The sequence below is a fragment of the Methylobacterium sp. Leaf100 genome (assembly GCF_001422845.1).
GTDB lineage: Bacteria > Pseudomonadota > Alphaproteobacteria > Rhizobiales > Beijerinckiaceae > Methylobacterium.
In genome coordinates this window covers 344271-370238 of sequence record NZ_LMMW01000001.1, presented here as the reverse complement: position 1 = coordinate 370238, position 25968 = coordinate 344271, and the positions used below count along the sequence as shown (strand labels likewise).

The following is a 25968-nucleotide window of genomic DNA, read 5'->3' as shown; positions in this document are numbered from 1 at the left end:
CCGGTGTGGTGTGGCGTCAGGACTTCGGCGACGGGGTCTTGGGCTTGCCGATCCGGGCCTTCACGGCCTCGCAGGCCTCGACCCATGCCAGGGACTCGGCCGGGATCGGCTGGCCGTCGGCCAGGGCACGAATGGCCTTCGCGAGGGCGTCGAGCCCGTCGCCAACGTCCGGATATTCGGCGGCGCGACGGGCGCGGTAGTCGGTGCTGTGGCGCAGCGTCCGGCGAGGCTCAGCCATCGGCAGTCACCGTGAACACCGCATCGCGATAAGCCGGGGCCCGCACCGTCACGGTGTACGTGCCGGGGTGTTCGAATTCGAGATCCAGGACCGGCGCGTCCCAGGCGTAGACCGTGGGCAGATCCGGCGGGATCATGATGGCGACCTGACACGGCATCGGCAGGCCGCTCAGGGTCAGCCCGTCGAGGGTCACGGGGCTCGGCCGCTTCTCCCGCACCACCCTGGCGTCGAGGTCGACGTAGTGGGTGGTGCCGAGGTCCTCCGCCGGCATGAAGCCGGGGCCCCAATCGAGATCCGGCGCCGCCAAGATGCCGCCGCTGTGGACCCGCTCGATCTGGATGGCCCCGAACGACATCATGCCCCAGCCGTGCACGGTGCCGTCAGGGTGGTGGCGCACGAACCGCACGCTCCCGAGCAGCCGCGGGTCGGTGTCCTCGCGGCTGAAATGCCCGTTGGTCGCCTCCGTCCCGACGGGGGCCGTATCCTCGCGCAGGACGAGGGCGGTACCGGTCTCTTCCATGGCGGCGCTCATTTCGAGAGTTCGGTGACCACGATGGTGACACCCCCGACGCCCTGGCCGTTGGTGTGGACCGCCGTATAGGTGTGGTACCCGCCGCCCGGCTGGTCGATCGCGACCGTCGCCATGGAGCTGAGGTAATACTGGATGTTGCCGCTGTCCGGTTTGAACAGGGCGAACGACGCGTTGACGATGGAGATGTTCTGCCCGTCGCGCTGGATGATGAGCTGACCCGGGCCGTTGGTGCTGCCGCCGTTCGAGTTGCCGTTGAAGTAGGCCTTCACCTCAAGCCGGGCGCTACCCCGGACGCCGATCCCGACTGAGGCGGACGTGCCCCCCGAGCCGGCCGCCACGATCTGCGACACGGCCCCATCCGCGATCTGAATGTTGCCGACGATCAGATTCCCGATCTGCGCCGACTGCGTGATGAGGTTCTGCGCCGAAAGGGTCCGCCCCGTAATGCTGCCGTCAACGATGAGATCCCCGCGCAGGCGCAAGGTGTAGGCCGCCGCGCCGTTGAGCTGGCGCATGCCGGTGAAGACTAGGCCGCCACCGTTCCCGTCGAGATCGAAGGCGACGCCCCATTGGACGCTGATGCCGTCGATGGAGGACCCGTACTGCGTCAGGGTGGCGGTGTGCCCGTTCTGTGTCGTGCTCAGGACCGAAAGGGACTGCGCCTGCGAGCTGACCCGGCCGTCGATGTTGCTCGTGGTGGCCGTCAGGCTGGAAATCGCGTTGGCCTGCGCGTTCACCTGGCCGCCGACGCCGCTGATGATCGACTGCAGGTCGATGGCGAACCTCGTGACGGAGCTGATACCGGCCTCGTTGGCCGAAACCCGCGACGTGAGGAGTTGGGTCGCCGTGGCCTGACCCGCGATCTGCCCACTCTGGCCCGACAGGATGGAATTCAGCGTGATGGCGTATTCGGTAACGGAGCTGACCCCCGCCTCCGTCTGCGTCACGCGCGCCGACAGGTTGCTGATCGCCGTGGCCTGACCGCTCACCCGCCCGTTCGGACCGGTCACTTCGGCCTGCAACGCGGTGTAGGACTGCGACAGCGAAGAGATGCCGCCCTCGGTCTGGCTCACCCGCGTGGTGAGCTGCGAGGTGGCGATGGCGTTGCCGCTGACGCCCGTTTCCGTGTTCTGCACCCGCGAGGTCAGGCTGGTCACGGATTGCGAGGTCGAGGTGACCCGCCCGTCCACGTTCGTCACGGTGGTGGTCAAGCTCTGCAGCGCGGCGGCGTTGCCGACGATGTTGCCCTCGGCGTTGGTCAGCCGGGCGCCGAGGGTGGTGGTCACCCCGGCAAAGGCTTCCTTGTCCGAGATCCGCAGCTTGTCGACGCGCTCCAGGGCGGCGAAATTGTCCTGCGCCCGGCCCTCGGCCGCGACCTTGTTGAACTGGCGCGCCTCGTAGGCGGCGCCGGCCTCCGTGGCGGCCGCCTGCGCGAATTCCTCCAGGCGCACGTTGAGCTGACGATTCACGTCGAGCAGGATCGCCATGCCGGCGCGCAGCTCGCGCTCGGCGAGCTGGCCCGCCTGCGCCAGGGCCTCGGCGCCGATGGCGTTGACCCGGTCGATCTCCTCGCGAACCCCGGCGAACAGATCCTCGAGGCCCTCGACGTACTCGCTGCGCACGATGGGCGCGACGGTGGTGAACGTCGCGGTGATCCAGGGGCCGGGAAGGCCCGTGCGCCCGTAGGCGCGGGCCCGCACCGTGACCGGCCCGTCGACCTGGCGCATGGCGGCACGGCCCGACGATTCGGGACCGAACGGCGACAGGGTCTCCCAGGTCGCCGCATCGTACGACAAGTCGGCCTCGTAGTTCCGGGCGCCGCGCGTGGCCGAGACGCCCCACACCACCTCGATGCCGGTTTCGATCCGGACGCAGCGGGCGTGCAGCACGGAGATCTGCGGCACCAGCGGCTCGGCGAGGCTGTCGGCGTTGACCGGCGCCGGTGCGATCACGGTCTCATCGAGCAGTTGCCAGACGCGCGGATCGTCCTGCACCATTTCGATCTGAACGTGGTCGGCGTCGCTCGGGAGCGCGGCCCGGGCCACATAGGTTTCCTGCAGCTCGACGAGGTCGCCGAGCACGATGGTGGTCGGATCCTGCGTGTCGCGGGCGAGCACATCGCCGAGGCCAAGCCCGGTCTGCACCCGCAGCGCCGCCACGTCGTCGGGGTGGAGCTCCAAGCCACGCGGGCCGACGCCGCGCATGCGCAGGATGCCCCACTCGCGCCCAACGCGGGTCCGGACGGAGCCGTACCCCCACTCGACCGGCACGTTGGCGACGGTGTCGAGCTGCAGCACCGTACCGGCGCGCGAGGCGACGCCGTAGGTCTGTTTCCCCTTCAGGAACCACAGGTCGGACAGGATATGATCGCCCGGGTAGACGAGGCGCCCATCCCACTCCGTGGTGACCTTACGCTCGACCCCGCGGAACACCGACACCGCCGCGAGCCAGGTCGCATGCTTCAGGGCGTGCAGCCCATCGGTGATGCCGGCGACGCGGTAGCGCTTCGGCGTCCGGGTCGGCGGGCCGTAGGAGAACCGGGCCTCGTCGGGGCGGCGCGGGTCGCCGTCGCGATCGAACTCTACGATGACATCGCCGCCCTCGACCTTCGTGCTGTAGCTCGCGCCCGAGCTGTCGCGCACGATCTGCCGCCGGGTGAGGACGTGACGGGGCTCGGCCCGGCTCTCGTCGCGCACGAAGGAATGCACGGCGCCGACCTTCACCGGGTCGGCGCGGAGCGGATGCAGTACTTCCGAGGCGGCTTCCCAGAACGACGACACCTCGGGCAGTTGCCCGTCATAGGTGTCGTTCGCGGCGAGCAGATCGCCGTAATACAGGGCTTTGTCGGCATCGACCCCATCGGGCGCATCGAGGCCGTAGCTGTTCCGCACCAAGTCGCAGAACGCCCACACGGCTTTCCGGGTCGGCTGCTCGACCCAGGCCGAACCGTCCCACACCGGCAAGATGCGGGTGGCCTCGACGGAGATATCCCCGAAGGCCGTCACGGTCAGGCCCTTTCCGGCCCGGACGCGCAGGACGATTTCCGTAGTCTGCGGCCGAACCCGGGTGTCGTCCTCGAAGGCGAACATGCCGTCCCAGACCACCCGGTTTTCGATCTCGACGCCGGGCAACGGCTCCGGATAGAGGTTCTGTGCGCTCACCTCATAGGCGCCGGATTTCGGCAGCCGGAAGTAGGCGTTCCGGCGTAGCGGCGTGCGGATATAGGCCTCGCCGGGTTCCTGCGAGCGCCACATCTCGAACTCGGGTCCGATGACGTTGCCCGTGTTCGGGTCGATCTCACGCCCGAAGAACACCACCCCGGCCGGTGCCCCGCCGGATTTCCCCGACGACGACACCCGGTAGATCGCCGGATAGGTCCAGTTGAATTGCGCGGCATCGACGGAGACGCCCTGCGGCGCCAGGCGGTACCACGGCGTGCGGGCCGGATTGCCGCCCGGCCGGGGCAGTTCCTGACCGCCGACGGACGGCGACGGGATGATGTCCCCGGGGACGATGGCAGAGGGCTGCTCGTACAGGAACTCAACCACCGCGCCCTGCGGACCGGTGACGGCGTTGAACGGCGCCTGGATACCCGAGGCCTCATTCCAGAACAGCGCGTCGCCGACCCGGATGCGGTGGATCTGGAACTTGCCCAGCCCGAGCGTCATCCGCTTGGTGAGCACGTTCGCATCACCGTCGATGGTGAAGTAGTCGGGTTGGCTCAGGGGCGGCGAGGTCCAGCGCCGGCCGTAGAGGAGGGGCTTGCGCGCACCGGGCTTCGGCACGTTGCCGCCGCCCGACACGCTGTAGAGGTCGCCGTTGGCGCGCTTGGCCGCCGCCTTCGAGGCCTGCGCCGCGTAGCCGAGCGCCAGACCGCCCACCACCATGCCGGCCTGGATCGCGATGGTGAGGCCGCCGGCCGCCGCGCCGGCCCCGGCGCCAAAGACCGCCGCCCCTGCGATGGCCGGGGCCGCGTAGGGCGCCAGGGCGATGAGGGCGATGGAGGCGATGGCGAGGCCGATGGAGGCCACGCCCTTCCCCAGCGGCGTGAGGGTGATGACCACCACGTCGCCCGGCCCCACCAGTGTCTTCGGCCAGCTCGCGCGGAGGCGCACCGTCCGGTCCGACGGCGGGTAGGCCTCACTGGCCTGGCCGCGCCGATGCACCGACACGATGAAACGCCGCCCGGCCGGCGGCCGATGCCGGGCCACCACCGTGGACAGGCGTCGCCGCCGACCGGACAAGCGCACGGGCTCGCCGCGCGGCTGGCCGACCACGTTGGTGGTGAGGACGAGGGTCATGGGGCTCGGGGGATCAGGCGGGCTTGTCGGCCGACGCTTCCTCGGCGTCGAGGTCGATATCAGTCAGCGTCAGCGTCACGCTCATCTTGCCCGCAATGATGACGGGCCCGCCGCTGACCACGGCCACTTCCGTGCCGTCGATGCGCGCGCGGCGCACCTGACCGTCCGAGCTCTGGATCAGGGTCACTTTGGTTCTCTTCGCGGCCATGTCGGGGCTCCTACAGGGGGATGAGGTACGTGAGCCGCCACCGGCGCGCCTGCGCCAGTTCCAGCGGCGGATCGAGGGCCACGCCGTGCCCCTCGTCGGTGTGCAGGATCAGGCCGCCGTCCTCGGACAGCCACGTCCCCGCATGGGTTTCCGCGCCCGGCACCCGGCCCATGAGGACCAGGGCCCCGTCCACGGGTTTGGGAATCGCGCGCCAGGCCGCCCGCACCGGATGGGTCGCGAGGATCCGGGCCCGGGCCCGGAGATCCGCGACCAGCCCGGGGTCGCCGGCCGGGAGCGTGCGCCCGAACAGCACCGCCTGCGCAAGGCTGGCGAGGTGCCAGCAGTTGAAGCTGGCGCGGTCATAGGGCCGTCCGCGCACGCTCCGGAGGAACGCCGCGCGATCCGTCATGAGAACAGGGCGGGGTAGTCGTCGCGGGCGAAGAACGCGTTGGGCCCGGTCGGCACGTTGAGCTGTCGGCCGTCCGGCCAAGCGATGGTGCCCTCGGCACGCTCGGCCGAGATATCGAACCGGGTCATTTCCAGACCGGTCAGATCGTCGTCGTCCGGCCCGGTCACAGCGTCGAGCTGCCCCGGCAACACCCGGTATTGCCGAAACCCGATGGTGATGGCCTCGTTGTAGCCGACCACGCCGCGCATCAGCTCGTGCAGTAGGTCCGACACGTTGTCGATCTGCAGCTTGCCGTCCGTCGGCCCGTCCATGTCGGCACCCGGCGGGATCAGGGTGAAGGCGCAGAGCTGATGCGGCAGGCGCGGGCCGCCCTCGAACAGGGGCAGTGCCAAGGTGTCGCCCGGCGCGCCCAGGTCGCTGTCCACGTTCTGCACGAGCAGGATCGCGGCATCGAGGGACGGGTGGTCGACTTCGCAGGTGGTGAGGATCACGCCCTCTTCGTCACCCGAGGCGTAGGCCTCGGCCAGCGCGGCGCTCAACGTCATTGGCTCACCAATCCTGCACCACGAGGGCGAAGGTCACCACGGAGGTCGGCCCGTCGTCGCGTTCCGACACCGCACCCTCGATGCGACAGGTGCGCGGCGCGAGGACGCCCGAGGGCACCCGCACGGGCGCCGTGAATCGGCGGGTACCCATGTTGAGATCGGCCCGCACGAAGGCGCAGAACGTGACGAACTGCGCCCGCGTCAGCCGCAGGCTGATCTTGCGAGCCGTCGAATCGTAGAGCTGACGACGCCGTGCGCGCGGCGGGCCGTCATCGAACTCCGTCACCTGCGGCGGGGTGTAGAGGGCCTCGGTGCCGCCCGATCCGACGAGGGGCACCAGATCGGGCAGGCCAGCCGGCCAGGACGGCAACGCCATGGTCAGCCTTTTCGCGAGGCGGCGGTGTTGAGGAACGGCGCGAGCGGCCCCTGCCCGGCGCGCCCGCGCCCGCCCAAGCCCCGTTCGGCCTGGCGGATGACGAGGTCCACGCCGCCATCGCTGCGCCGCTGCGGCGTCGCCTGCACCTGCTCGCCGGCATAGTTGTAGACGTTGACCGGGGCTGCACCGCCGCCGTTCCCGGAGCCCTGGAGGATGGGCACGATCTGCCCGCTGCTGTTCGGGATGAACATCTCTCGGCCGCGCTCGCCAACCGTGTACGCCTGACCCGCCTCGACTGGTCCGCCGTTGGCCTTGAACCCTCCGAAGAACCCCTTGAGCAGGCCGGCGATGCCGCCAACGGTGTCACCGGAGCTGGCCGCGGGGGCTGTACCCAGCAGTCCGGCAAGCGGCCCCTGACCGGTGAACGAAGCCTGCAAAGCGGATCGCGCGATCTGTTTCGACAGGTTTCCGACAATGTCGCTGAAGGAACGGCCTTCCAGAATGGCGTCGGCGAAGGCGTTCGAGGCGGCCTCGCCGAAGTAGCGGGACGATTCGGCCGCCTGACGGATCGCCTGATTGGCGTCCATGGTGCGATCCTTATAGGTCTGCCAGGCCTCGGCGCCGGCCAGCACGCGCTTGCGCTCATCATCCGAAAGGGCTGCGCTCTCGCGGTTGCCCTTTTGCACCTCTTCACGCGCGGCGGCCTCGGCCTTCGCGATCGCCACCGCCTTCTCACGCTCAACGTTCGTCTTCTCGACGTTGTCGAGTTCGGCCTTGGCGGTGTCGCGGGCTTTTTCCAGCTGATTGATCAGGGTCTCAACGGCGTCGAGGCGTTCACTGCCTCCACGTGCTGATCGCCCCCCACCCAATTGCGGGAGCGGATTTCCGCCGCCGCCGCGGCGGCGGGGCGCTTTGACCTCGATCTCTGGCAACTCGGCTTCGGCCTGCCCGATGATGCCGATCGCCTTGCCGGCCTCGCGAAGCGCCGTGATCTGATTGCCGGCCGTCAGCACCTTGCCGATGTATGGAATCTGATTGACGACCTCTTTTATCCCGCCAACGATGCTCGTGACTTGCGTGTAGAGACTGACCGCCGCGCCAACCGCACGCACGATCGCGGACTCGACCTGCAGGAATGCGTCGTAAGTGTCGAGAACTGAAGCCGTGATATCCTTTTGGATCGGTGCGAGCGCGGAAGCCAGTGTATTGGCGATGTCCTTCGCCTTAGCGTCGAGTTGATTGGCCCGCTCAACTTCCTCTGCACCGACAATCTGAATGCCAGCAACCGTTGTTGAGGTGTTGTCCATCGCCGCCTTGAGCTTGTTGACGGCATCCTCACCGTTGCGAAGCTGACGCTCGAACTCAGGGCCGACGAACTTTCCAGCCAAGTCAAATGCGACGAGATCCTTGCCTTCGTCTTTAAGACTTTGGATTATAGCAAGAAGTGCACGAAGTTTTGCTTCGTTGCCATCTGCGCCATCAACGGACTTTTTTTCCGATCCGGTGATATTATTAGCAAGAACGTTCTGCTGAAGCCGGTCGCTGAGCGCCGACGTATTGCGTCCATCCTTGCCCTCGCCGAGCTTCAAGTCGGCGGCGTCGCGGAAACGGTTGAGCGATGCCGCAGCCTGATCAACCGTGAGACCGTACTTCTCAGCGCCTAGCGTAACCCGCTGGAAATACTCAGGGGAAACGCCAGCACGCTCAGCCTCTTTACCAATCTTGACGAAATCGGCGATGTGCTCACGCGCCGCGTCAATGGATGCCGACACGCTGGCGAACACGAGCTTCGCGGCCTCGAATGCGATGAAGGCGCCGAGCAAGGTCCGCAGGGCGGGGATCTGTGCGCCGAGCGTGGTGATGGCGGTTGTCGTGCCAGCAATACCCGCCTGGACACCAGCCTGCGCCGCCTGCGAAGACGCTGCCGCAGCGGTGAAACTGGTTACAACGCCCTGAAGCGTCGCTTTCTCAGCCGTGGCCGCGTTGGCCGTAGCAGTCGCGATGTTCTTTACGTCGCTTCCGATGGCGCCGGCTGCGCGGGTGAGGTTCTGCTGTAGGGCACCCAGAGCGTTGCCGGTCTGGTTGCTGTTGGCAGCCAGGCCAGACAAAGCAACACCAGCCGACGCCATGTTGCCGGCTATGGACGCAGCAAGGCTTGCCATCGCGTTCTGAGCGCGCGAGGTGTCTGCGCCGAATTGAATGACAAGCGGATCGGCCATTTAGGAAACGCCCATGTATTTGATCCTCGTCCTCATGGCCTGCACGCCAGGTGGCAAGCAGGTGCCCTGCACGTTCGACCGGGTCAGGGAGCCAGTGACGCCACTGGAATGCGCCCGCTATGTCGACGGGCGGCTATTGGACGGGCGCAAGATGTTCATCTGTGCGACCGACGACGACCTGAAGGACCTCAAGCGCACAAAGGGCATGGCAGCTACACTGGACAAGACGACAGCCATTGCGGTTCGGCTGACTTCTCAGATCCGCTAAGCTCGCCCAGCCGCCATTTCTTCCATGAGCACCTCGAGGAACTCATCATCGGACGGCGCCTGCTCAGCCGGACTATGGGCCGAGATGAACCCGTCGAGCGCCGCGTGGAACTCGGCCAGCGTCATCCCCTTCACGTCCTGCGGCGTGTAGCCCGCTACGGCCCCGGCGCGGATGAAGACGGAGAGGTCTCCGGGGCGGAGTTTTCGCCCCCCTCCGTCACGCCGTTTCCCTCCGGCACGCCGCTGACAGCGCCTTGCACGATCTGCACGGCGAGGCCCAGGAAGTCGGCGATGGGATAGTTCGGAGGGTGGTAGCGCATCACCAGGGCCTGCGCCTCGACCGGCGAAGAGCCGGCGCCCTCCAAGCCGAGACGGATCGGCTCCCAGATGTCGTTCACACCGAACCGGTGCGTGGCGAGCCGGGCCATGATCTCACCGACGCCCGCATTGCACAGGCGTTCCAGCTCGGACAGCTCGCCGAGTCGGAGCTGGAAGTTGCGGTCACGCCCCCCGAAAGGGGCGCGCACCATCGTACGGGAGGTGTCGCCCGCGCTCACGTGGCGCCGGTCCAGGCAAGCGCGCCGTCGCCGCGGAACTGCGCCGTGAACGACACGATGCCGTTGTTGTTCTTCGTGATCTCGAAGTTCTCGATGTGGACGTTGCCTGCCCACTTCCCGCCGCCGCCGGCCGCATCGCGGTCAATACGGAATTCGTAGGGCACTGCCGTTTCGCTATCCACGTCGGCTCGGAAGTCGTCGAGGTGATCGGCCGCGAGCGAGCCGGCGAACCGGCCGCCCCACGAGGTCGAGCTTTTAATGCTCTTGCGAGTCGGGATCGCCGTAGGGTTGGCGCAATCGGGGACCGTAGCATCCTCGTAGGCATTGGTAATGGTCAGCGTCTGCGAGGTCGCGAGGCACACGAACTTGGCGGCATCACCTGCGCCTCGGTAGGTACGAAATCGGTTGCCGGGAAGGAGATCGGCATAATCGGGGGTCGCCATGGTCAGCTCTCCATATCCGGGCCCGGCCCGGTGATGAGGGTGGTGAGATCGAGGAACACCGACTTCGCCTGGAGCGGGTCGATCACGTCGCCGGCCTGCGTGACCTCGATCATCTTCTGCAGGCGGAAGGGCGCGGCGAGCGGCGGAGTGAACACCTCCCGCCCGTCGAGGGCCGCCGTCATCGCATCGATGAGCGACCACGCCTCGGTTCGGCCGGCGGCGGTGGAGACGGCAAAGAGGCGCGCCTGAACTGTCCAGCCGCGCCCGCACCCGACCTCGAACCGCGTGTGGCGCATAGGCCCAATGTAGGCGTAAGGCGGTTGCGCTTTGCCTGTCGGCACTTCGTCATAGATTCGGTAGTCAGCGATTTCGCGGAAGCCCAAATCGGATTGCAGGCATTTCCGGATAGCGTCACGGAGAGGCAGAATAGGCGACAGCGCGGTCATAGCCCCTCACGGCTTGCTGCGCGCAGCTCGCCGGTCCAATCGGACAGGGCTTCGCGGGCGGAATTGTAGAAATACGGTTGCGCCTCCACGTCGGTCGGGCCCGAAGCCCGCACCTGGCGTCCACCGGCGCCCGTGGTGTCGGCGAACAGATTGCCGTCCGCGACCGTGCCGCCGGCCCGGTGACCGGCCTCGACGGCCAAGGCGTAGTCGTATCCATCACGATCCGCCGTGGCCTCGACCACCCACGTCTTCCCCTCGCGGCGGTACGTGATGCCGTTGAGGAGCAAGCCGCTGTCCTGCGGCACGCGGGAGCGCATCAGGTCGACCATTTCGCGGGCGGCCTGCTCGCTTGCGTTGTCGGCCCGCAGGGCGAGTTTCACCCCGAACTGGACAACTTGCTTGGTGACGGCCTCGACACCGAAGATGCCGGACACCGTGTCGATGAGCCGGAGCCCGGACAGGATGCCCCGACCGTTCGAGAAGTCGCGCGCCGCACCCGTCAGCGTGAGGGCGGAATAGCCTTGCGTGGCGAGGCCAAAAGTTGCGCTGATGTCCATGCTACTGGCCGCCGAGGTTGCTGGACAGGGTGAGGACGATGAGGCCGGTCCGCCGATCCGGCAGGCCGACCCCGGTGACCGCGAAGTTGCGGCTTTGCAGCAGGACCCGGTCTGCGTTGGTGACCGTGCGGGCGTTCGCCGAATCGCGGATGGTCAAGGCACCCTCTTCCACGTTCTGCGCGCCGCCGCCCTGAACGGCCTCGCGCACGGATTGCGTGCGGAAGTTGGCCCAGACCGTGAAGACGGACGCATAGTCGCCCCGGTCGCCGGTATCGCGCCCCTCCGCGTCGAGGATGGGCGGCTGGCGCAGGAACTGCGCCCGGAGATCCAGCCGGCCGGGGTCCATCAGATGCCCCACACGCGGTAGGGCGACAGGAGCGCATCGACGCCCATGGGCATGGCGCCCATGCTCGTGGCCGCCGTGACGGCCATACGGTTCTCATAGAGGTGGCCGACCATGAGCAGGATCGCGTGGCGGATCGGCGCCGGTACCGCACTATCGACATAGCCCGCGCGATAACGCACGGTGACGCCGTCGGCGGACGGGGTTTCGCTGACGATTCCGAGCAGGGGCGGCAACGGCAGGCGCCGCTCCCGCGACCAGACGCCCGCCGGCAGAACCACCTCAAGCACCTGCTCGCCGAGCGCCCGCCCGAGCCAGCCATCCGGCCCATCGATCCAGGCTGTCGCAACGGCGATCAGTCCCTCGACATAGACCTTCGCGCTCACGTCGCCGTCGAGGCGGAGGTGCGCGTTTGCCTGTTCCCAGGACACGACCGGTTGCGGTGGCGTGATGACGGAGACGCGCATCAGTTGCAGATGACCCGGATGGTGATGGGCGTGGCCGGCGCCGGCTCGAACGGGCCAGCGGTGAGCAGCAAGGTGCCGCGCGAGCGCTTGGCCGCGACGGTCGCGCCGGACAGGGTCTGAGCGGTGACGCCGCCAATCACCATCTGCTCGCCGACCCAGGACGGGATCACGTCCACGTCCGGCGTGGTGGTGCAGGGCGTCCAGGTGAAGGTGGCGATGCCCGCGACCGACGACGTGACGGTGTAGCGCTCGATGCGCTTCGGTGCGCCGGCCGGGCCGGTGGCGCCTACACCACCCTGAGGCCCTGTCGGGCCAGTCGGGCCGGTATCCCCCTTCGGACCAACCGGGCCGTTCGGTCCCGGGAGGCCTTGGATTCCGCGCTCGCCTGCACCGCCGGCCGGACCCACAGGTCCCACCACGCCATCTGCACCGCGAGCGCCAGGTGCACCGTCTCCACCGCGAGAGCCTGTTGCGCCTGCAGGACCCGCAGGCCCCGTTCCACCACTTGGTCCGGCATCGCCCTTGGCTCCCGTCGGTCCCTGTGGCCCCGCGGGACCAACGGCCCCGGGCGGCCCTTGTTCGCCCTGAGGCCCTTGCGGCCCCGCCGGAGCGACCCGCGGGACACCGTCACCCATCATGGGGCTCGAGGAACGCAGGGTGCCGTGCGCTGGCGTAGCGAGCGCCAGCGCGGCGCAGAGCAGGATCGAGAGGACACGCATCAGCCGCCCCGCCCGTACTGAAGCTCCGGCGCGCACTCGCCCGTCGGCGGCGCCGTCGCGATCAGGGACACGAATTTCGGCTCGCTCGTGCCCAGCGTTTCCGACGAGCGGGCCATGAAGCGGGTGCCGGTCCGCAGCGTCACGGTCTCATCCATGCTGGACACCTTGCGGATCCGGACATCGACGTTGCACGGGTTCACGAACCGATAGCTGGTCGCGTCCGCCGGCTTGGTGATGGCGAATTGCTTCGCCGTGGCAGTGACCCCATCGAAGATGATCGGGTCACCCATGCCGGAGCGGATGAAGGGGGCCGCCAGCACCGCCATCGGCGTCATCGGCCCACCGCAGGGGACCGCGACCCGGTTCGAGCCGGTGTCGCAGTTGAGCACGATACCAGACAGGTTCGTCCCATCGGGCTGCCGCCAGGGCATGAACCCATTCTGCGCAGCGAGCAGGCCGACCATTATGAGTCCGAGGGCTGCCGTAGCAGCCACGCGGCCCATCGGCTCAACCCTTGGTCACGGGCGCGGCAGGGTCGCCCTTATTGGCAACCGGTGGCGCAGCCTTGTTGCTGACCGCAGGCGCGGCTTTCTCGGCCTTGGCGGCCTCCGCCTCATGCGCCAGGACACGTTTACGCTCCTGCGCAGCCGCCTCGGCATCGGCAACGGACCGCTTGAGCGCGTCGAGGCGCTCGGCGGTCGACCGCTCGGTGCCCACGACATCCCGCCGAAGCACGTCCAGGCGCTCGGCCGTCGTCCGCTCCGCTTCTGCGGCGGCATCCACCGCCTTCCGATGGCGCTCACCGGCCTCGGTCACGAGCCGGTCGAGGCGCGCGAGTTCCTCTGTGCCGGCGGCGATCTGGGCCGCCACATCGAGCACCGAAAGCTTGCGCCTCGGACCCGTGCCGTCATCGACACAGATTGCGCCCATGGCTTCCAGACGGTCGAAATCAGCCCGGTCGAACTCGCGAACGGAGCCCTCCGGATCGCCATCGAGGGGCTTGAGTAGAATGGCCTTGATCATGGTCCGTCTCCTTTCGGTTCATGGAGCGGGCGGCCGAAGCCGCCCGCCTGCATGAGCCGAGGGGGCTACGCGACGCGGCCGAGATCGCCGTAGACGATGGCCTGCGGGCGGTAGATCGCCATCGCCAGCCGCTCCTCCGCGCGGATGGTGACCTTGTTGCGGACGAAGTTGTCCTGGTCCTCGGTCGACACGTCGATGGTGGCGTCCTGGCGATCGAAGATCTGCGCCGCGAGGTTGAAGGCGCCGACCAGGGCCTTGTCGACGCCCATGGCCTGCGTCGGGACCAGCGGCAGGCCCCACAGCGTCGGGGCGACGGTGCCCTGCGGGTTGCCGATGATGTATCGCCCCTGCGTGTCCTTCCCCATCTCGATGGCAGCCCAATCGATCGGGTTCAGCACGATACCGTTCGGGGGATACTCGGCGAGGGCCGCCTGCAGGATCATCAGGCGGAGCGTGTCCACCTGCGTGGTGGCGATGAGCCCGCCGGGAGCCGCGTAGGCGACGGCCGCCGTCACGAGGCCGAGCAGGTTCTGCCCGGTGCCGGACCCGTTGAGGAGCTGATTCTCCTCGGCGAGGGCCAGGCCGTAGCGCAGGCGCTGGTCGATGATGGAGCGCAGGCCCGGCGCGTCGGCGAGGATCTGCACGGAAGTCCGCATCCAGTGCGCGATTGTCCGGACGGTCGCCGTCTTGTCTTCGAACTGCAGTTCCGACTGCGGCTTCACGGCCCCTTCGGCGACCAGGGCGGCGTTGTTCGTGAACAGCTTCTCCTGCTCGTACTCGATGGAGTTGCTGGCCGTCTGGCCCGGGAGGATGAGCGAGCGGACGGTGAGGCGGCGCTGCGGCAGCTCCACCTGCAGTCCGCGCCGGTCGGCCGGGATCAGGGCCCCGGCCGAACCGGCCGCGTCGGTGGTGAGCGACGTGATATCCTTCACCTCGACGAGGACGCGCCCGCGGGGACGCGTCTGGCCGGCGAAGCTCTTGAACGCATCGTCCTCCACGAACCGTTCGCCGGCCGTAAGCAGCCGATCGTCCGGCTCGCCGCGACGGGCCATCTTCTGGTCGAGCTCGTCGAGGCGAGCTTTGGCTTCGTTCATGCCGAGGATGGCCTGATCGGCGAGTTCCTTGGCCGTGGTCGCGAGCGGCGTCCCCTTAGCGGCCTCGGCCAGGGCCTTTTCCGCGATGGCCTTCACACCGTCGTGCTTAGTGTCGAAGTCCCGCTTGAAGTCGGCGGCCAGCTCGGCCGCGCTCTTGCCGCCGGTACCACCCTCGCCGGGCCGCTCGAACAGGATGCGGGGGCCGATGGCGCAGGCCGCGAGGCGGGCGATGCCACCGGCTCCGGCCAGGGCCCAGGGAGCCAGGGAGGTGGAGGCGAGGGCCGAGCCGAACGCGGCGTGCGCGTCGGGTGCAGCGGTGATGAAGGCGAGGGCCATCAGGCCCGCCGCCATGAGGGACAGGAAGGTTTTCACGATGATCTCCGAAATCGGGGGTTGTGCCGTCAGTTCGTCAGGGCACGCAGGAAGGCGAGCCCGTCATCCGCCGCGTCGGCAGGTTCCCCCTGCCCCTTCAGGTGGAGGCGCGCGGCGCGCTCCGCCTGCGAGTTCGAGAAGCCCAGCCCCTTCAGCCAGACCTCGAACTCTCGCTCTGTCAGCCGGTCCCCGGCCTTCAGCTTCTCGGTAAGATCGTGCGCGGCCTTGGCGGCCTTCACGCTCTGCACGACCGCATGTTCGTTGGCGCCGACGGACACGATGCTGACCTCGACGAGGTCCAGCTTCTCGAGGGTCCAGACCCCCGTATCGGTGTCGACGCTGTAGGCCTTGATCCGGTAGCCGATGGAGAGGCCGTCTATGTCGCCGGCCTTCAGCAGCGCGTACGCCTCGCGACCCCGCTGCACGTCCATGTTCAGCTTGCCCTGCATCAGCAGGCCCCGGTCGTCTTCCTTCGCGCCGACCCAACGGCCGATCGGCTCATCGGCGTTGTGCTGCCAGAACAGCTTAGGCATCGTACCCTTGGCCTTGTGCGCCGCGAGGCTGTCGGCGTAGGCGCCGGAGGCAATCACATCGCCGTAGGCGTCCGGCTCGCCATTGAAGGTCGAGCCGTACCCCTCGAACTCGCCGGATTCCTTGAGCGCCTTGATCGCCAGGACCGGGGCGGTGCGCCGATTGTCCTCACTTGAGCGCTTCATTTCGATCCCCGCTGATGGCACTGGCGAGCGGCACATCCTGCATCTGCACCGTCACCACGTCGCCGCCGGCAACCGGCGGCAGGTTTTCGAGCGCGCGAACCTCGTTGCGGGTCGCGATGCCCATCCGGATCGCCTTTTCGTAGGCCTCGTACCGGCTGGCCGTGTCGCCGCGCAGCAAGCCCTCGAAGTTGAATTCGATCGTAAGTCCCTGCGCGCGTCGTTCCGCGAGGGGTACGAGCTGTTTCAACAGGGCCTGCTCGATGCGCTTCAGACGCTTGCGCAGCGTGAATTTCTGGAATCCCAAGACATCGACTTCCTTGCCGGTGCCCCAGTTCGACGCCTTGTCGCCGAAGCCAACCATCCCAGGCGGAACACCGAAGATCCGACAGACTTGTTCACCGCTGAACTTACGACTTTCCAGCATCTGCGCATCGGCGGGATTGATGGACAGCGGAACCCAGGTCAAACCACCATCGAGCAGCATGGGCACACCTTGCTTCATACTCCCCATGTACTTTTCACGAAGGTTTTGCTCCAACTCGTCGCGCTGAGGCTTCGTGAGCCGGACATTTTCAGGCGTTGACAGGACGCCGCTCGCGTTCACGCCGTTGCGGAACATGGCGCCCGCCGCGTTCTCGGCCTCCAGCGCGTCCCGGAACACCCCTTGGCAAACCGACAGGGTCGATGCCCCCGACAGCGCGTCGCCCAGTGAGCCCCGGATGTGCAGCACATCCTCGCCCCGCTTTACGATGCGCCGCCCGTCCTCTTTCCACTCGTACTCAATGCCGCCATCACCACGGCGGCGCCCCTTAACCAAGTCTGGGCGGATCGGGTGCAGCGCGGCGATGGCGCCGGACGAACCTCGCTCCATCAGCGCGTAGGCGTTGCCCTGCAACTCGATGCCGGCAGCCATGAACTCCCAGAAGTCGACGGCCGTCTGGTCATAGTTGGGGCTGTCGTGCAGCACGAAATACAGGGGATGGTCGCGCGCGACCCTGCGGACACCGGACGCATCCGTCCGGTAGACCATGAGGGGCAGCGACGCGATCGTGCCGGCGATGAGCTGAACGCAGGCCCATGTCGCTGACAGACCGACCACGCCACCTCCATGCGCGGCATGCGAATCGCGGTAGTCGGCGACGGTGACCTGATTGGTGACGAAGTTGTTGCCGTTCTCAGTCGAGGCTTGCCTAGACCGAAACGGCTCGATGTCCTTCCCACCATCGAGCCCGAAGGCCCGCCTCAGCCATTTCATGCGTAGCTCTCAATCCAGGCGTTGGGGTCGAAGGGCGATTCCTGCGCGATGGCGAGGCCGAGCCCCATGATCCCGGCCACGGGACCGTCGATCTTCTCCGAGGACTTGACCTTCGTCGGCTTGATGTTGCCGGCGTCGTCGGTGGCGATGGCGATGTTACCGATCATCCACCGCAGGGCCGGATGGCCGCCGTGGTCGAGCAGTCCGGCCAGCACCAGGCGCTCCCATTCCTTCGAGGGCGCCGACATGGAGGCGAAGCCCTGGCCGAACATGACGACGTTGGCGCCGTCCTCAGCCAAGCGGACGGCCGTGCCGGTGGCGTTCCACCGGTCGAGGGCGACGCCCTGGACATCGAACGCCTCGGCGTCTGCCTTCACTTGGCGCTCGATGACGGCGTAATCGACCACGTTTCCGTCCGTGGCGATGACCGCCCCGGCTTTCGCCCAGGCATCGTAGGGAACGCGGTCCCGCCGGGCCCGGAGCGCGATGGATTCCGTCGGCACCCATAGGCGCACCACCAGCTTCCACCGCTCATCGGCCTCGACGGGCGGGAACACCCACACGAGGGCGGTGAGGTCCGACACCGACGACATGTCGAGGCCACCGAAGCACCGCCGCCCGCGCAGCTCGACGGGGAAGCGTTGCCACGCCTCCGGGTCGGGCGCACAGGCATCCCACTTCATCAGGGACAGCCAGCGGACCACCTGCTCGGTCCACTGATTGAGGTGATACCGGCGGAAGTCGTTCTCTAGGCGGGGATTGTCCCGCGCCTTGGCGCACTCGGCCCGCAGGTATTCGATCTTAGGCGAGATCCCGAGGTTGGGGTTGGCCTTGAGCCACACCGCCTCGTCGGTCCAGTCATCTTCCGCGGCGGCGGCGAAGATCACCACCAGGGTGGTCGCGTCGGCCAGCCCGCCCGTCAGGATCGACAGGCATTCCTCCCACAGCACCCACCCGTAGTTCCGGCTCTTGAACCCGGCCGTCGAGCCATAGAGCTCGATAGGCTGATCGCGGGCCGCGATGGATTGGTGCAGCGTCCCGTACAGGGTGCCGTCCGCCCATTCGTGCATCTCGTCGCCGACGATGACGGAGGCGCTGAGACCGTGCTTGCCCTCCGCCTTGCCCGACAGCAGCTCGAACTTGGACCACAGGTCGGGCAGGTAGAGCGATTTCTTGAACGCCTGCACCCGCTTCGAGAACGCGGGCGAGAGGCGGACCATCGTCTTGGCCTTCTCGAACACGATGCGCGCCTGCGCTTCGTTCCGAGCCATGGCGTAGGCCTGCCCACCCATCTCCCGATCGCACACCCAGAACAGGATGGTGAGCGCGGCCAGGAACTCGGTCTTGCCGTTCTTACGCCCAATCCAGAGGAACAGGCGCCGGAAGAGCCGGAACCCATCGGCGGTTTTCCACCCGACGAGCAGGCGTACAATAGCCGCCTGCCACACGGTGAGGCGGAAGGGTTTGCCGGCCCAGCGCCCCTCCGTGTGGCGGAACAGCGTCGGCCACATCGCGACGACGCGTTCGGCCAGTGCGTCATCGAACCATGCGCCCGGCGTCGCGGCGGCCCGATCCCAATGGACCGCGACGAAGGCCAGGGCCTGCGCCTCGGCTTCACTCACCCACCCCGGATGCGGGAGCGGTGAAGGATTCGCGAGCGCCGCCATGAGGGCGGGCGACGCGACCATCAGTTCGGCCGCGTGCCCGGCGCCGGGGCTGCATGGTCGGCCATGAAGCCGACAGGATCGACTTCGGTCGCCGGAGTCGGCGACGCCGGACCTTGGCCGCGTTCGGTCTCATCATCGAACAGGCCGCCGAGGGGATTGGCCGCCTGGTCGCGCATTACTTTGTAGCGGTCCGCCGGGGTGAGGCCGTAGGAGGCTTCGAGCTTACCCATGGCGAGTTCGATCCGGTCCCGGTGGCTGGCAGCCGGATGCCGGCGGGGCATCTCATCGCCCGTGACCGTCTTCACCAAGCGGGTCACGCCCTCTGTCTTGATCGTCTGCGTCGCCTCGATCCACTCGGCCTGGTAGACGCACCAGCGCGCAAACGCGTAGCGGTCCATCCGGTCGAGCAGATTGCGCCGGTGGAGATGCGGGGCCTGCTCGCGCCAGATCTTCAGGGCCAAGGTGAAGGCTTCGTCACCCTTGCCCGTGGTGAGGAACGTCGGCGGGCGCAGCGGATCGTTAGCCGCGAGGCGTTCGGTGCGCGCCATGGTCCGGGCCGCGCGGGCACGCTTGCCCGGGCTACCCTTCGCCGCCTGTAGCGCCGGGCTGTCCGGCTTCCGTCCACGCGTCATCGGCGATCAGCCAAGCGGCCTTGGCTCCTCTCATAAAAAAAGTTTCCGCCAATATCGCGGAGAAAAAGAGGGGGTTAGACAACCGGTCTACAGCTGTCTTCTCTGAACTTTCGACACCCCCCCCACCCCCTCAGCGTGCCGCCTGTTCTTCGGCTTGCTTGGCTGAGTTGTGGTGCGGGGTGCACAAGGACTGGAACGGGCCAGCCCAGAACCTCGCGACATCGCCACGGTGCGGCTCGACGTGATCGCACACGACAGCTGCAGTCACTCGACGCTCGGCCATGCACATGCAGCACAGCGGTTCGAGCCTCAACTGCTCGGCCCGCGTCGCCTGCCATCGGGCCGTCCCATACAGGGCGCGGGTCTCAACCTCTTGGCGACGGCGTCGGTCATAGGCCCGTGTCGCCTGCGCCCGGTCCGCATCGGAGCCAGGGCCAGCAGCGGGCCGAAAGGTACGGGGACGCCAAGCCATACCTTCGGATACGAAAAGACCCCGCATGCTCGCGCACCGGGGCCATTCACCAAAGCTAACGCACGGGGCGGTGGTTGCAGATTTGCAACAACAGTCCCGTGCGACCTCCAATCGCTATCACTCCAATGCCACATCGGCAAGCATCATCGGCACGGAGAAAGACCGGCCGAACAGGGTGATCCACACATCGATCCTGTCCGGCGGGCTCACGGCGTCCACGACACCGCCAAAGGATCGGTAGGCGCCGCTCAACACGCGCACCTTCCGCCCTGGCGCAAACCGCAGCGCAGTCCTGGCCCAGGCCTGCGCACCCTCATCCGCAGCCCTGGCCTCCATCGCCGCATCGGAGAAGTCATACACGCCCGCAGCCTGCGCTGTGCGCAATCCTTGGATCAGCTCGACCGGCACAGTCGCCGGCACCCCGCCCACGCGCACCATGCCTTCGAGGCCCGGCGTCTCCCGCAGGCCGTACAGGCTCTGCCCCGGTCCGAGCCCCACGAACAGGTAGCGCGGCAGCAGTGGCGCGGCCTCCGTCACACGCTGACGGCTCCGCGTGCGGCTCACCGTCATCACCGGCAGGCACGTCACGAACTCCCGCCGCTGCAGGGTCTTGGCCGCCGTCTGTTCCCGCTTCGGGTTCGTGTAGGCCACGAACCACTCCCGCTCATCACCGTCGTTCGTGTGACCAGCATCAGGCGCCAGGGCGACCTCTGCGGCGGCCTTGCGGTCGCTCGCCGCCACCCAGCCGGCCCGCTGCTCGGGAGAGAAGTCCGACGGGCGCAGAGCCTTGGGGGCAGAGGCGGGCACAAAGCTATCATGCTGCATCACGAAATCCGTCAGGTGAGAGTGGTGAGACTTGGAGGATAGTTCAAAATCAACCGTCACCAAACAAACTCCTATCAAATTCAACAACTTAAATAGATATGGTGAGAGTGGTGATAGTTTTTCCACGTAGTGTCTATGAATTCTGTTCTAGCTTACCCCGGAACCCCGATTGTCTATACCTACGCGCGAAACCCTCACCAGTATCACCATTGGCACCTAAGTGCCTGCGATCACACAGAAATAGGGTGGTGATACTTACATTCAGAGGGTCACCACACCCTCACCACCATCACCACGAAACGGCGTGGTGAGGCTCAACGACGGAAGTCGAGCCCGTCCTGGGGTTGCGGGGCGTCAGGTCGGTCCGGCACGTCGTGCAGCTCGCAGCCCTGGTAATAGACCCGTCCGGCAATGGGTCCGTGATCGTAGAGCTGTTTCAGTCGCTTCCCGAACCGCGTCTGCGATAAGGTCCGCTTCGCGTTGGCGAGGGACCACGAGTGATAGGCCTCGTAGAGCGCGTGCGCCGTTTCTCGCCCGTTGGGGGTCGCGCGCACACAGGCGGCCAGGAACTCACCCACCGGGTCCATATCCTCCCGGTATTCCTGCGTGTCGGCTGTCACCGAGGGCGCGATGACGAGCCCGTTCGCCATGAAGTCGCACACGCCTTCGATGAGCCATGCCAGGATGCCGGCGCCCTCGCCATCCACGAACCGGGATATGACCACCTCGAAATCGTCGCGTTCCTCGACGGGGATGGTCTGATCCCAATGCACCAGCAGCATCCGGCGCCAGATGCCGTTGTCCGTGCCGGTGATGGTCGGATAGTCGTTGCCGCTCATATGCGCGGTCGCGAAGTTCTGGAACTCGAAATAGCCCTTGTAGAGCGACCGAACCGGGATTGGCTCGCCACCGGTGAGCTTCTTGATCATATCCTCCTGCAGCGGCACGTTGCCCGCCACTTCGAGGATGCGCACGAACCGCCGCCCGTATAGCCGGGCGATATCGGGTGACGCCCCGCCCGACGCCCGTTCAGAACCGCCGACGATGGATTCGCGCGGCAGGCCGACCGCGAGGCTGGGGCCCAGCACCCGGGCGATCGTCTCCAAAAACACCGACTTGCCATTGGCGCCGAGCCCGTAGTGGAACATCAGGTGCTGCACCGGCACGCTGAGCAAGCCGAGCGCCGTGAACTGCTGCACCGTTCGCCGCTTAGCCGCGTCCGGCAGCATCCGCTCCATGAAGGCCCGCCAAAGAGGTGCCTCGGCGCCCTTCCGATAGGGTTGCGGGACCACGGCGGTGATCCAGTCCTCCCGGCGATGCCCCTCTATGGCGTCGCAGATCCCGACGAGCCGCGTCACGGAAGGATCCGGGCACTCGTCGTCCCGTTCGGACCGGAACGCCAACGTGTGCGTGAGGCAGGCCACCCGGTAGCGGTCAGCGTTGAACGCGTCCGGATTCCGTCGCAGTCGTGGCGCCGCGCAGTGCAGCGTCGCCTCCAGACGCGCCTTGTTCTTCGAGGAAACGCCGAAGGCGCGACGCTTGCCCCGGCGCCTGTCCAGGGCATCGGCTGCCGCGGCCCCTTGCGCCACGGTCACCTTCTCATCGTCCGTCAGGTCGGCCCGCGCCTTTCCCTCCAGGGCTTCGGCAGCCTTGATAGCAGCATGCTCCCGCGGGCTCGGGTGGATGAATTCGGATTCGAGGATGATCCGGTCGCCCAGCAACTGCACCACCATGCTGGCGAGCGCCAACCCGCCGGCCAGGTCCCAATGCGTCCCCGTCCATGCGAGCCACGAACCGCCCGACACCTCGTCCTGCGCCACCACCGACAGATCGGCCCCGAAATGCCGGATGAGGCGCTTGCCGTTATCGGTGTCGGAATGGTCGAGGGTCGCGCAGTGCGCCAAGTCCTCCGGGTCCACCTTGCGCGGACCACCGGGCCCAGCATCGTCGGCGTCGCCGAAGGGTGGTTCCGGAGGGCCGCCGCCCCAGCCCTCGCCCGGGTCGAAGTCGCCGTCATCGCCGCCGACGGGTGTCGCCTCGTCCACCAACCGTTTGATCTCGCGGCGCGGATCGTCCGTCATGCTGTTTCCATCGCGTTGATGAGATTGAGATTCACGCCGCAGCCCTCCGCAGCACGTCATTGAAATCCTCGCCCTCAGGCGCCCATGCCACCCGCACGGTGCAGCCGGGCACCTGGTGGCGGATGCGGGCCGCGCCGCGGGCCAGGGCGTTCTCCGTGAGCGTCCGGTCACTGTCGGAATCGCCCAGCTCCCACACCTGCCGCAGGGTCGCCGGCACGGGGATCGACGGCGCGGCCAGATCCGGCACCGGCCCGGGCACCGGGCGCGCCCGACGACGGCCGAGGCGGTCGATCGTCGCTTCGCTCGGGTGCGGAACCGACTTGGCGGCCCGGCCGCCGATGTTGCCGAGGCTGTAGCCCGACCAGAACGCCGCCTCGGCCACGCGCGGGTCACCCGCCGCCACCAGGGCCCGCCAGACCGACAGCACCGTCTCGATGCCCTCTCCGAGGAACAGGATGGTCGGCGCCGGATGGCGCACGAGGGGGATGTGCCCACCCTTGGCCGAGCCGCGCACCTTTTTCGCCGGAAGCAGCTCGCCCGTGTCGGGGTGGAACAGCTCGACCTTGCCAGAGGGCCGCGCGAGGTCGATCCATGTGGCGTGCAGCCCCGCGAACCGGCCGCCGGGCCCGATGACGGGCGCCAGCAGCGCCGGCCCCTCGTGCACCACCTTCCAGACCTTGCCGCCCTTGCTGTTCGCGACGTGCTCCCAATACGGATGCTTGAGGGCGCAGCGCAGCCACACGTCATCGGGGACGATGAGACAGCGGAGGTCGCGCAGGTAGGCCTCGGCCGGCGTCCCCGTCAGCTTCACGCCCGAAAGCCACAGCTCACGGCATCGGGCCAGCTCGCGGTCCCGAAATTCATTGGTCTCCACCTCGCGCTCGGCTTCGGCCTCGGCCTGCTCGGCCCGGCGAGCCGCGAGCGCGGCCACACGGGCGGCCCGCGCCTCCGCCGTTTCGCCTGCGTCGCGATTCGGCGGAGGGCGGCCGGTCAGGATCTCGCAGGCGACGCGGAACTCACACCCGTCGAGATGCTGGACCAGGGCAATGGCATCCCCGCCGACGCCACCGCGCCGACAGTTGAACACCCCCTTGCGGGGATTGATCGAAAACCCGTCATGGCCGCCGCAGAGCGGGCACGGCCCCACCTGCTCGTGCCCGCTGCGCTTCAGCGTCGAGCCGCGCGCGGCTACGGCCTCTTCCACAGTCACGGCGCGCGCCTCTTCCACCCATGCTTCGAAGGCAGACGATCCAGACATCGTTCAAGCTCCAGGGTTGCAGGCGCACGGAAGGGACCGCGCGAGGCGGGACGGTGATGGCGGCAGTAGTGGCGGCTTAGGCGGCGGGCGGCGGGTCCGGCGTCGTCGGGCGCCCCCGCGCCTCGCAGGCCCGCGCCCCGGCAAGCATTCGTTCCCCGCAGAACACGGGGATCCGCGCCAGTCCGCGCAGGCCCAAGCCGGCGAGGATGAAGCCGAAGCGCACGAGCCCGCTCACGACAGTCGCCCGAGCTGACGCTGCAGGTCGGCCAGCCGCGCCTCGAGCTTCACCTGCTCGGCCCCGCGTGCCGCGGCGTCGAGCCAGCCCGGCGGCCGGTGCAGCATCGCCCGCAGCAGTTCAGGCCCGTAGGCGCAGGACAGGATCAGGATGGCGCGCCCGTTCGGCAGCGCCGCCCCGGCCAGCCACTTCTTCACCGTGTCCGCCGGAAGGCGCGTGCGCGCCGCCACGTGCTGCGCCGTCTTGTCGGGGTGCTGCCCGCGCAGGAACCGGGCGAGCCCGGCCCCGTCCACGGCGTCGGACCAGTCGCGCTCCCCCTTCGGGAAAAAATGGTCCCACAAGGTGGCGGACATTCCCGCGCCCTCGGCACAGGCTGCCTCTACCGCAGCGAGCGCCGAGGCCGGCGTTTCGGGGGCGAACAGCCACTGCAACACCGGGAGGGGCGAGGTGTCGGGCATCCAGTCGAGGGCGGCGCGTGGCGTGGTCGCGAGGGCATCGGAGGCATACGCGGTCACGGAGGCACAGGCCTCGCTCGCCGCCTGCGCCCCGGCATCGAGGACGGACCAGGCGCCGTCGACGGCATCGGCGAGGGACGGCAGGGAAACGGCGCGAAGGCGATCAAGCATGGTCCGCCCCGCGCTTGTCCAAGCTGGTGTAAGCCACGAACCACGAGCACTCCGGCACCGCGAGGCAATGACTTTGACCGACGATCACATGGTGGGGGAGCAGCCCCCGATCACGACACGCTTTCAGGTGCTCTTCGGCCCTGAGGGCGCGGCCCGCATCGTGCTGTTCGCCGACACGAACGCCGAGGATAAGCCCATCGCCACCCTTGACCTCGACGCGGCGGACGGCGACCTGCTGGCGCGCCTGCTGACGACGCGCCGCGCGACCTATGACGAGCAGCGCCGCAATCACGAGGCCGGCGCACAGCAGTGAGCGAGAGGCGGGCATCAGGCAGCCGCTCCAGCTCTCTGAAGTGATGCCAGTGCCGAAGGCGGCAAAGACTTCCAGACAGCCGGGTGTGCCTGCAGGCCTAGTTCCGACAAGGCTTTGGTGATGGGCTCATATGCTGCGGCGGTAAAAAGGCCTCGATCACGCCAGTTCGAGACGGCCTGCATCGTACGGCCCGTGAGGCGTGCAACCGCAGCCGTCCCGCCCAGTGCGTCAATGATCTCAGAGGTGGTCGCTAAGGGCTCCATACCCCCGGAATATACACAGTTTGGGTATATATCAAGATGCACACGAACTTCATGGAAGCCCGATACACAGCATGTGAATATGTGGCTATGCCACAGGTGTCCTTACCCGCTGATCGCAAAGAAGAAATCGCCTCCCGCGTGCGCGTGCTGCGCAAGGCGTACTTCGAGACACAGGTTGCCGCAGCAGGGCGCTGCCAAGTGTCAACGAACACGTGGAATCATTATGAAAAGGGCCGCAGCCCACCGAGCGATCCCGTGATGATGAAGCTCAAGGTGCTGCACGGCATAACGCGCGACTGGATTATGGATGGGAGCCTTTATGGCATGCCTCCAGACACCCAGGAACGGCTTCTCAAAACGCCTGACCCTGGAACGCGTTCTAACCGCCGCCGCGACGCCGAGAAAACTTCGGCCTGATGACCCCGGCCGCCTCGACGTTAGGGCGCTTGTATTCGGTCAGAAAATACTCGTAACCCGCCCGCATTAAATCGAGCACGCGTTGGGCGTCG

The 25968-nt window shown here is 67.6% G+C and carries 31 protein-coding genes; 3 read left to right on the top strand and 28 right to left on the bottom strand.

What is annotated here, in order from left to right:
* Window positions 1–16: 16 nt before the first annotated feature.
* From ASF25_RS01750 to ASF25_RS22455, 8 genes are read right to left on the bottom strand one after another with little or no spacing between them, the layout of a single operon-like run.
* Window positions 17–238, bottom strand: coding sequence for a hypothetical protein (locus ASF25_RS01750; protein ID WP_056302911.1), 222 nt, complete (start codon window positions 236–238; stop codon window positions 17–19).
* Complete coding sequence (locus tag ASF25_RS01745) at window positions 231–770, bottom strand: hypothetical protein (RefSeq protein ID WP_056302909.1); 540 nt, start codon at window positions 768–770, stop codon at window positions 231–233. The genes ASF25_RS01750 and ASF25_RS01745 overlap by 8 nt, the downstream gene beginning before the upstream one ends.
* Window positions 767–5071 (bottom strand): host specificity factor TipJ family phage tail protein, encoded by a 4305-nt coding sequence (locus tag ASF25_RS01740; protein WP_056302906.1) that lies wholly within the window; start codon window positions 5069–5071, stop codon window positions 767–769. Before ASF25_RS01740 ends, ASF25_RS01745 begins: the two co-directional genes overlap by 4 nt.
* Before the next feature lie 13 nt (window positions 5072–5084).
* Window positions 5085–5279 carry a hypothetical protein gene (locus tag ASF25_RS01735; protein ID WP_056302904.1) on the bottom strand — a complete coding sequence of 65 codons (195 nt, stop codon included), beginning with the start codon at window positions 5277–5279 and terminating at the stop codon, window positions 5085–5087.
* Window positions 5280–5289: 10 nt separating this feature from the next.
* Window positions 5290–5688 carry a hypothetical protein gene (locus tag ASF25_RS01730; RefSeq protein ID WP_056302903.1) on the bottom strand — a complete coding sequence of 133 codons (399 nt, stop codon included), beginning with the start codon at window positions 5686–5688 and terminating at the stop codon, window positions 5290–5292.
* Window positions 5685–6233, bottom strand: coding sequence for a DUF1833 family protein (locus tag ASF25_RS01725; RefSeq protein WP_056302901.1), 549 nt, complete (start codon window positions 6231–6233; stop codon window positions 5685–5687). Before ASF25_RS01725 ends, ASF25_RS01730 begins: the two co-directional genes overlap by 4 nt.
* 4 nt (window positions 6234–6237) lie before the next feature.
* The gene (locus tag ASF25_RS01720) at window positions 6238–6609 is read right to left on the bottom strand and encodes a hypothetical protein (RefSeq protein WP_056302899.1); all 372 of its coding nucleotides are present in this window, start codon (window positions 6607–6609) and stop codon (window positions 6238–6240) included.
* Window positions 6610–6611: 2 nt separating this feature from the next.
* Window positions 6612–8828, bottom strand: a complete 2217-nt coding sequence (locus ASF25_RS22455; protein WP_156368821.1) for a hypothetical protein — start codon at window positions 8826–8828, stop codon at window positions 6612–6614.
* Between the two features lie 13 nt (window positions 8829–8841).
* Between ASF25_RS22455 and ASF25_RS01710 the strand changes: the two genes are divergently transcribed.
* Window positions 8842–9096: a hypothetical protein gene (locus ASF25_RS01710; protein WP_056302895.1), complete on the top strand. Its 255-nt coding sequence runs from the start codon at window positions 8842–8844 to the stop codon at window positions 9094–9096.
* Here ASF25_RS01710 and ASF25_RS23855 read toward each other — a convergent pair.
* The 20 genes from ASF25_RS23855 to ASF25_RS01620 all read right to left on the bottom strand — a co-directional run bounded on the left by ASF25_RS23855 (window position 9093) and on the right by ASF25_RS01620 (window position 24883).
* A complete protein-coding gene (locus ASF25_RS23855) occupies window positions 9093–9221 on the bottom strand; it encodes a hypothetical protein (protein WP_280137315.1) in 129 nt (42 codons plus the stop codon). The two genes, ASF25_RS01710 and ASF25_RS23855, sit on opposite strands and share 4 nt — an antisense overlap.
* A gap of 29 nt (window positions 9222–9250) precedes the next feature.
* Entirely contained in the window at window positions 9251–9652 is a 402-nt protein-coding gene (locus tag ASF25_RS01705) for a gene transfer agent family protein (protein WP_056302893.1), read from the bottom strand.
* Window positions 9649–10095: a phage tail tube protein gene (locus tag ASF25_RS01700; protein ID WP_056302890.1), complete on the bottom strand. Its 447-nt coding sequence runs from the start codon at window positions 10093–10095 to the stop codon at window positions 9649–9651. Before ASF25_RS01700 ends, ASF25_RS01705 begins: the two co-directional genes overlap by 4 nt.
* 2 nt (window positions 10096–10097) lie before the next feature.
* Complete coding sequence (locus ASF25_RS01695) at window positions 10098–10541, bottom strand: DUF3168 domain-containing protein (RefSeq protein WP_082502428.1); 444 nt, start codon at window positions 10539–10541, stop codon at window positions 10098–10100.
* Window positions 10538–11098 (bottom strand): hypothetical protein, encoded by a 561-nt coding sequence (locus ASF25_RS01690; RefSeq protein WP_056302887.1) that lies wholly within the window; start codon window positions 11096–11098, stop codon window positions 10538–10540. Before ASF25_RS01690 ends, ASF25_RS01695 begins: the two co-directional genes overlap by 4 nt.
* 1 nt (window position 11099) lies before the next feature.
* Window positions 11100–11444, bottom strand: coding sequence for a head-tail adaptor protein (locus tag ASF25_RS01685; RefSeq protein WP_056302885.1), 345 nt, complete (start codon window positions 11442–11444; stop codon window positions 11100–11102).
* Entirely contained in the window at window positions 11444–11908 is a 465-nt protein-coding gene (locus tag ASF25_RS01680; protein WP_056302883.1) for a head-tail connector protein, read from the bottom strand. Before ASF25_RS01680 ends, ASF25_RS01685 begins: the two co-directional genes overlap by 1 nt.
* Window positions 11908–12327 carry a collagen-like protein gene (locus ASF25_RS23455; protein WP_244472860.1) on the bottom strand — a complete coding sequence of 140 codons (420 nt, stop codon included), beginning with the start codon at window positions 12325–12327 and terminating at the stop codon, window positions 11908–11910. The genes ASF25_RS01680 and ASF25_RS23455 overlap by 1 nt, the downstream gene beginning before the upstream one ends.
* Before the next feature lie 299 nt (window positions 12328–12626).
* Window positions 12627–13121 (bottom strand): hypothetical protein, encoded by a 495-nt coding sequence (locus ASF25_RS01670; protein WP_156368820.1) that lies wholly within the window; start codon window positions 13119–13121, stop codon window positions 12627–12629.
* A 13-nt stretch (window positions 13122–13134) separates the two neighbouring features.
* Entirely contained in the window at window positions 13135–13650 is a 516-nt protein-coding gene (locus ASF25_RS01665) for a hypothetical protein (RefSeq protein ID WP_056302878.1), read from the bottom strand.
* Window positions 13651–13715: 65 nt separating this feature from the next.
* The gene (locus ASF25_RS01660) at window positions 13716–15116 is read right to left on the bottom strand and encodes a phage major capsid protein (protein WP_244472859.1); all 1401 of its coding nucleotides are present in this window, start codon (window positions 15114–15116) and stop codon (window positions 13716–13718) included.
* Between the two features lie 29 nt (window positions 15117–15145).
* Entirely contained in the window at window positions 15146–15832 is a 687-nt protein-coding gene (locus tag ASF25_RS01655; RefSeq protein WP_056302876.1) for an HK97 family phage prohead protease, read from the bottom strand.
* The gene (locus ASF25_RS01650; protein ID WP_082502426.1) at window positions 15816–17087 is read right to left on the bottom strand and encodes a phage portal protein; all 1272 of its coding nucleotides are present in this window, start codon (window positions 17085–17087) and stop codon (window positions 15816–15818) included. Before ASF25_RS01650 ends, ASF25_RS01655 begins: the two co-directional genes overlap by 17 nt.
* Window positions 17084–18775 (bottom strand): terminase TerL endonuclease subunit, encoded by a 1692-nt coding sequence (locus ASF25_RS01645; protein ID WP_056302874.1) that lies wholly within the window; start codon window positions 18773–18775, stop codon window positions 17084–17086. The genes ASF25_RS01650 and ASF25_RS01645 overlap by 4 nt, the downstream gene beginning before the upstream one ends.
* On the bottom strand, window positions 18775–19386 hold the full coding sequence (locus ASF25_RS01640; protein WP_056302872.1) for a phage terminase small subunit P27 family: 612 nt from the start codon (window positions 19384–19386) through the stop codon (window positions 18775–18777). Before ASF25_RS01640 ends, ASF25_RS01645 begins: the two co-directional genes overlap by 1 nt.
* 589 nt (window positions 19387–19975) lie before the next feature.
* Window positions 19976–20743: a transcription termination/antitermination NusG family protein gene (locus tag ASF25_RS01635; protein ID WP_156368819.1), complete on the bottom strand. Its 768-nt coding sequence runs from the start codon at window positions 20741–20743 to the stop codon at window positions 19976–19978.
* Window positions 20744–20997: 254 nt separating this feature from the next.
* Complete coding sequence (locus ASF25_RS01630) at window positions 20998–22764, bottom strand: DNA primase family protein (RefSeq protein WP_056302867.1); 1767 nt, start codon at window positions 22762–22764, stop codon at window positions 20998–21000.
* Between the two features lie 31 nt (window positions 22765–22795).
* On the bottom strand, window positions 22796–24022 hold the full coding sequence (locus ASF25_RS01625; RefSeq protein ID WP_056302865.1) for a CHC2 zinc finger domain-containing protein: 1227 nt from the start codon (window positions 24020–24022) through the stop codon (window positions 22796–22798).
* A 76-nt stretch (window positions 24023–24098) separates the two neighbouring features.
* On the bottom strand, window positions 24099–24257 hold the full coding sequence (locus tag ASF25_RS22450) for a hypothetical protein (RefSeq protein ID WP_156368818.1): 159 nt from the start codon (window positions 24255–24257) through the stop codon (window positions 24099–24101).
* Window positions 24254–24883, bottom strand: a complete 630-nt coding sequence (locus ASF25_RS01620; RefSeq protein ID WP_056302863.1) for a hypothetical protein — start codon at window positions 24881–24883, stop codon at window positions 24254–24256. The genes ASF25_RS22450 and ASF25_RS01620 overlap by 4 nt, the downstream gene beginning before the upstream one ends.
* 73 nt (window positions 24884–24956) lie before the next feature.
* Here ASF25_RS01620 and ASF25_RS01615 point away from each other — a divergent pair, with 73 nt between their 5' ends.
* The gene (locus ASF25_RS01615) at window positions 24957–25196 is read left to right on the top strand and encodes a hypothetical protein (RefSeq protein WP_156368817.1); all 240 of its coding nucleotides are present in this window, start codon (window positions 24957–24959) and stop codon (window positions 25194–25196) included.
* Between the two features lie 299 nt (window positions 25197–25495).
* Window positions 25496–25876, top strand: coding sequence for a helix-turn-helix transcriptional regulator (locus ASF25_RS22445; RefSeq protein WP_156368816.1), 381 nt, complete (start codon window positions 25496–25498; stop codon window positions 25874–25876).
* The last annotated feature ends 92 nt before the right edge of the window (window positions 25877–25968 follow it).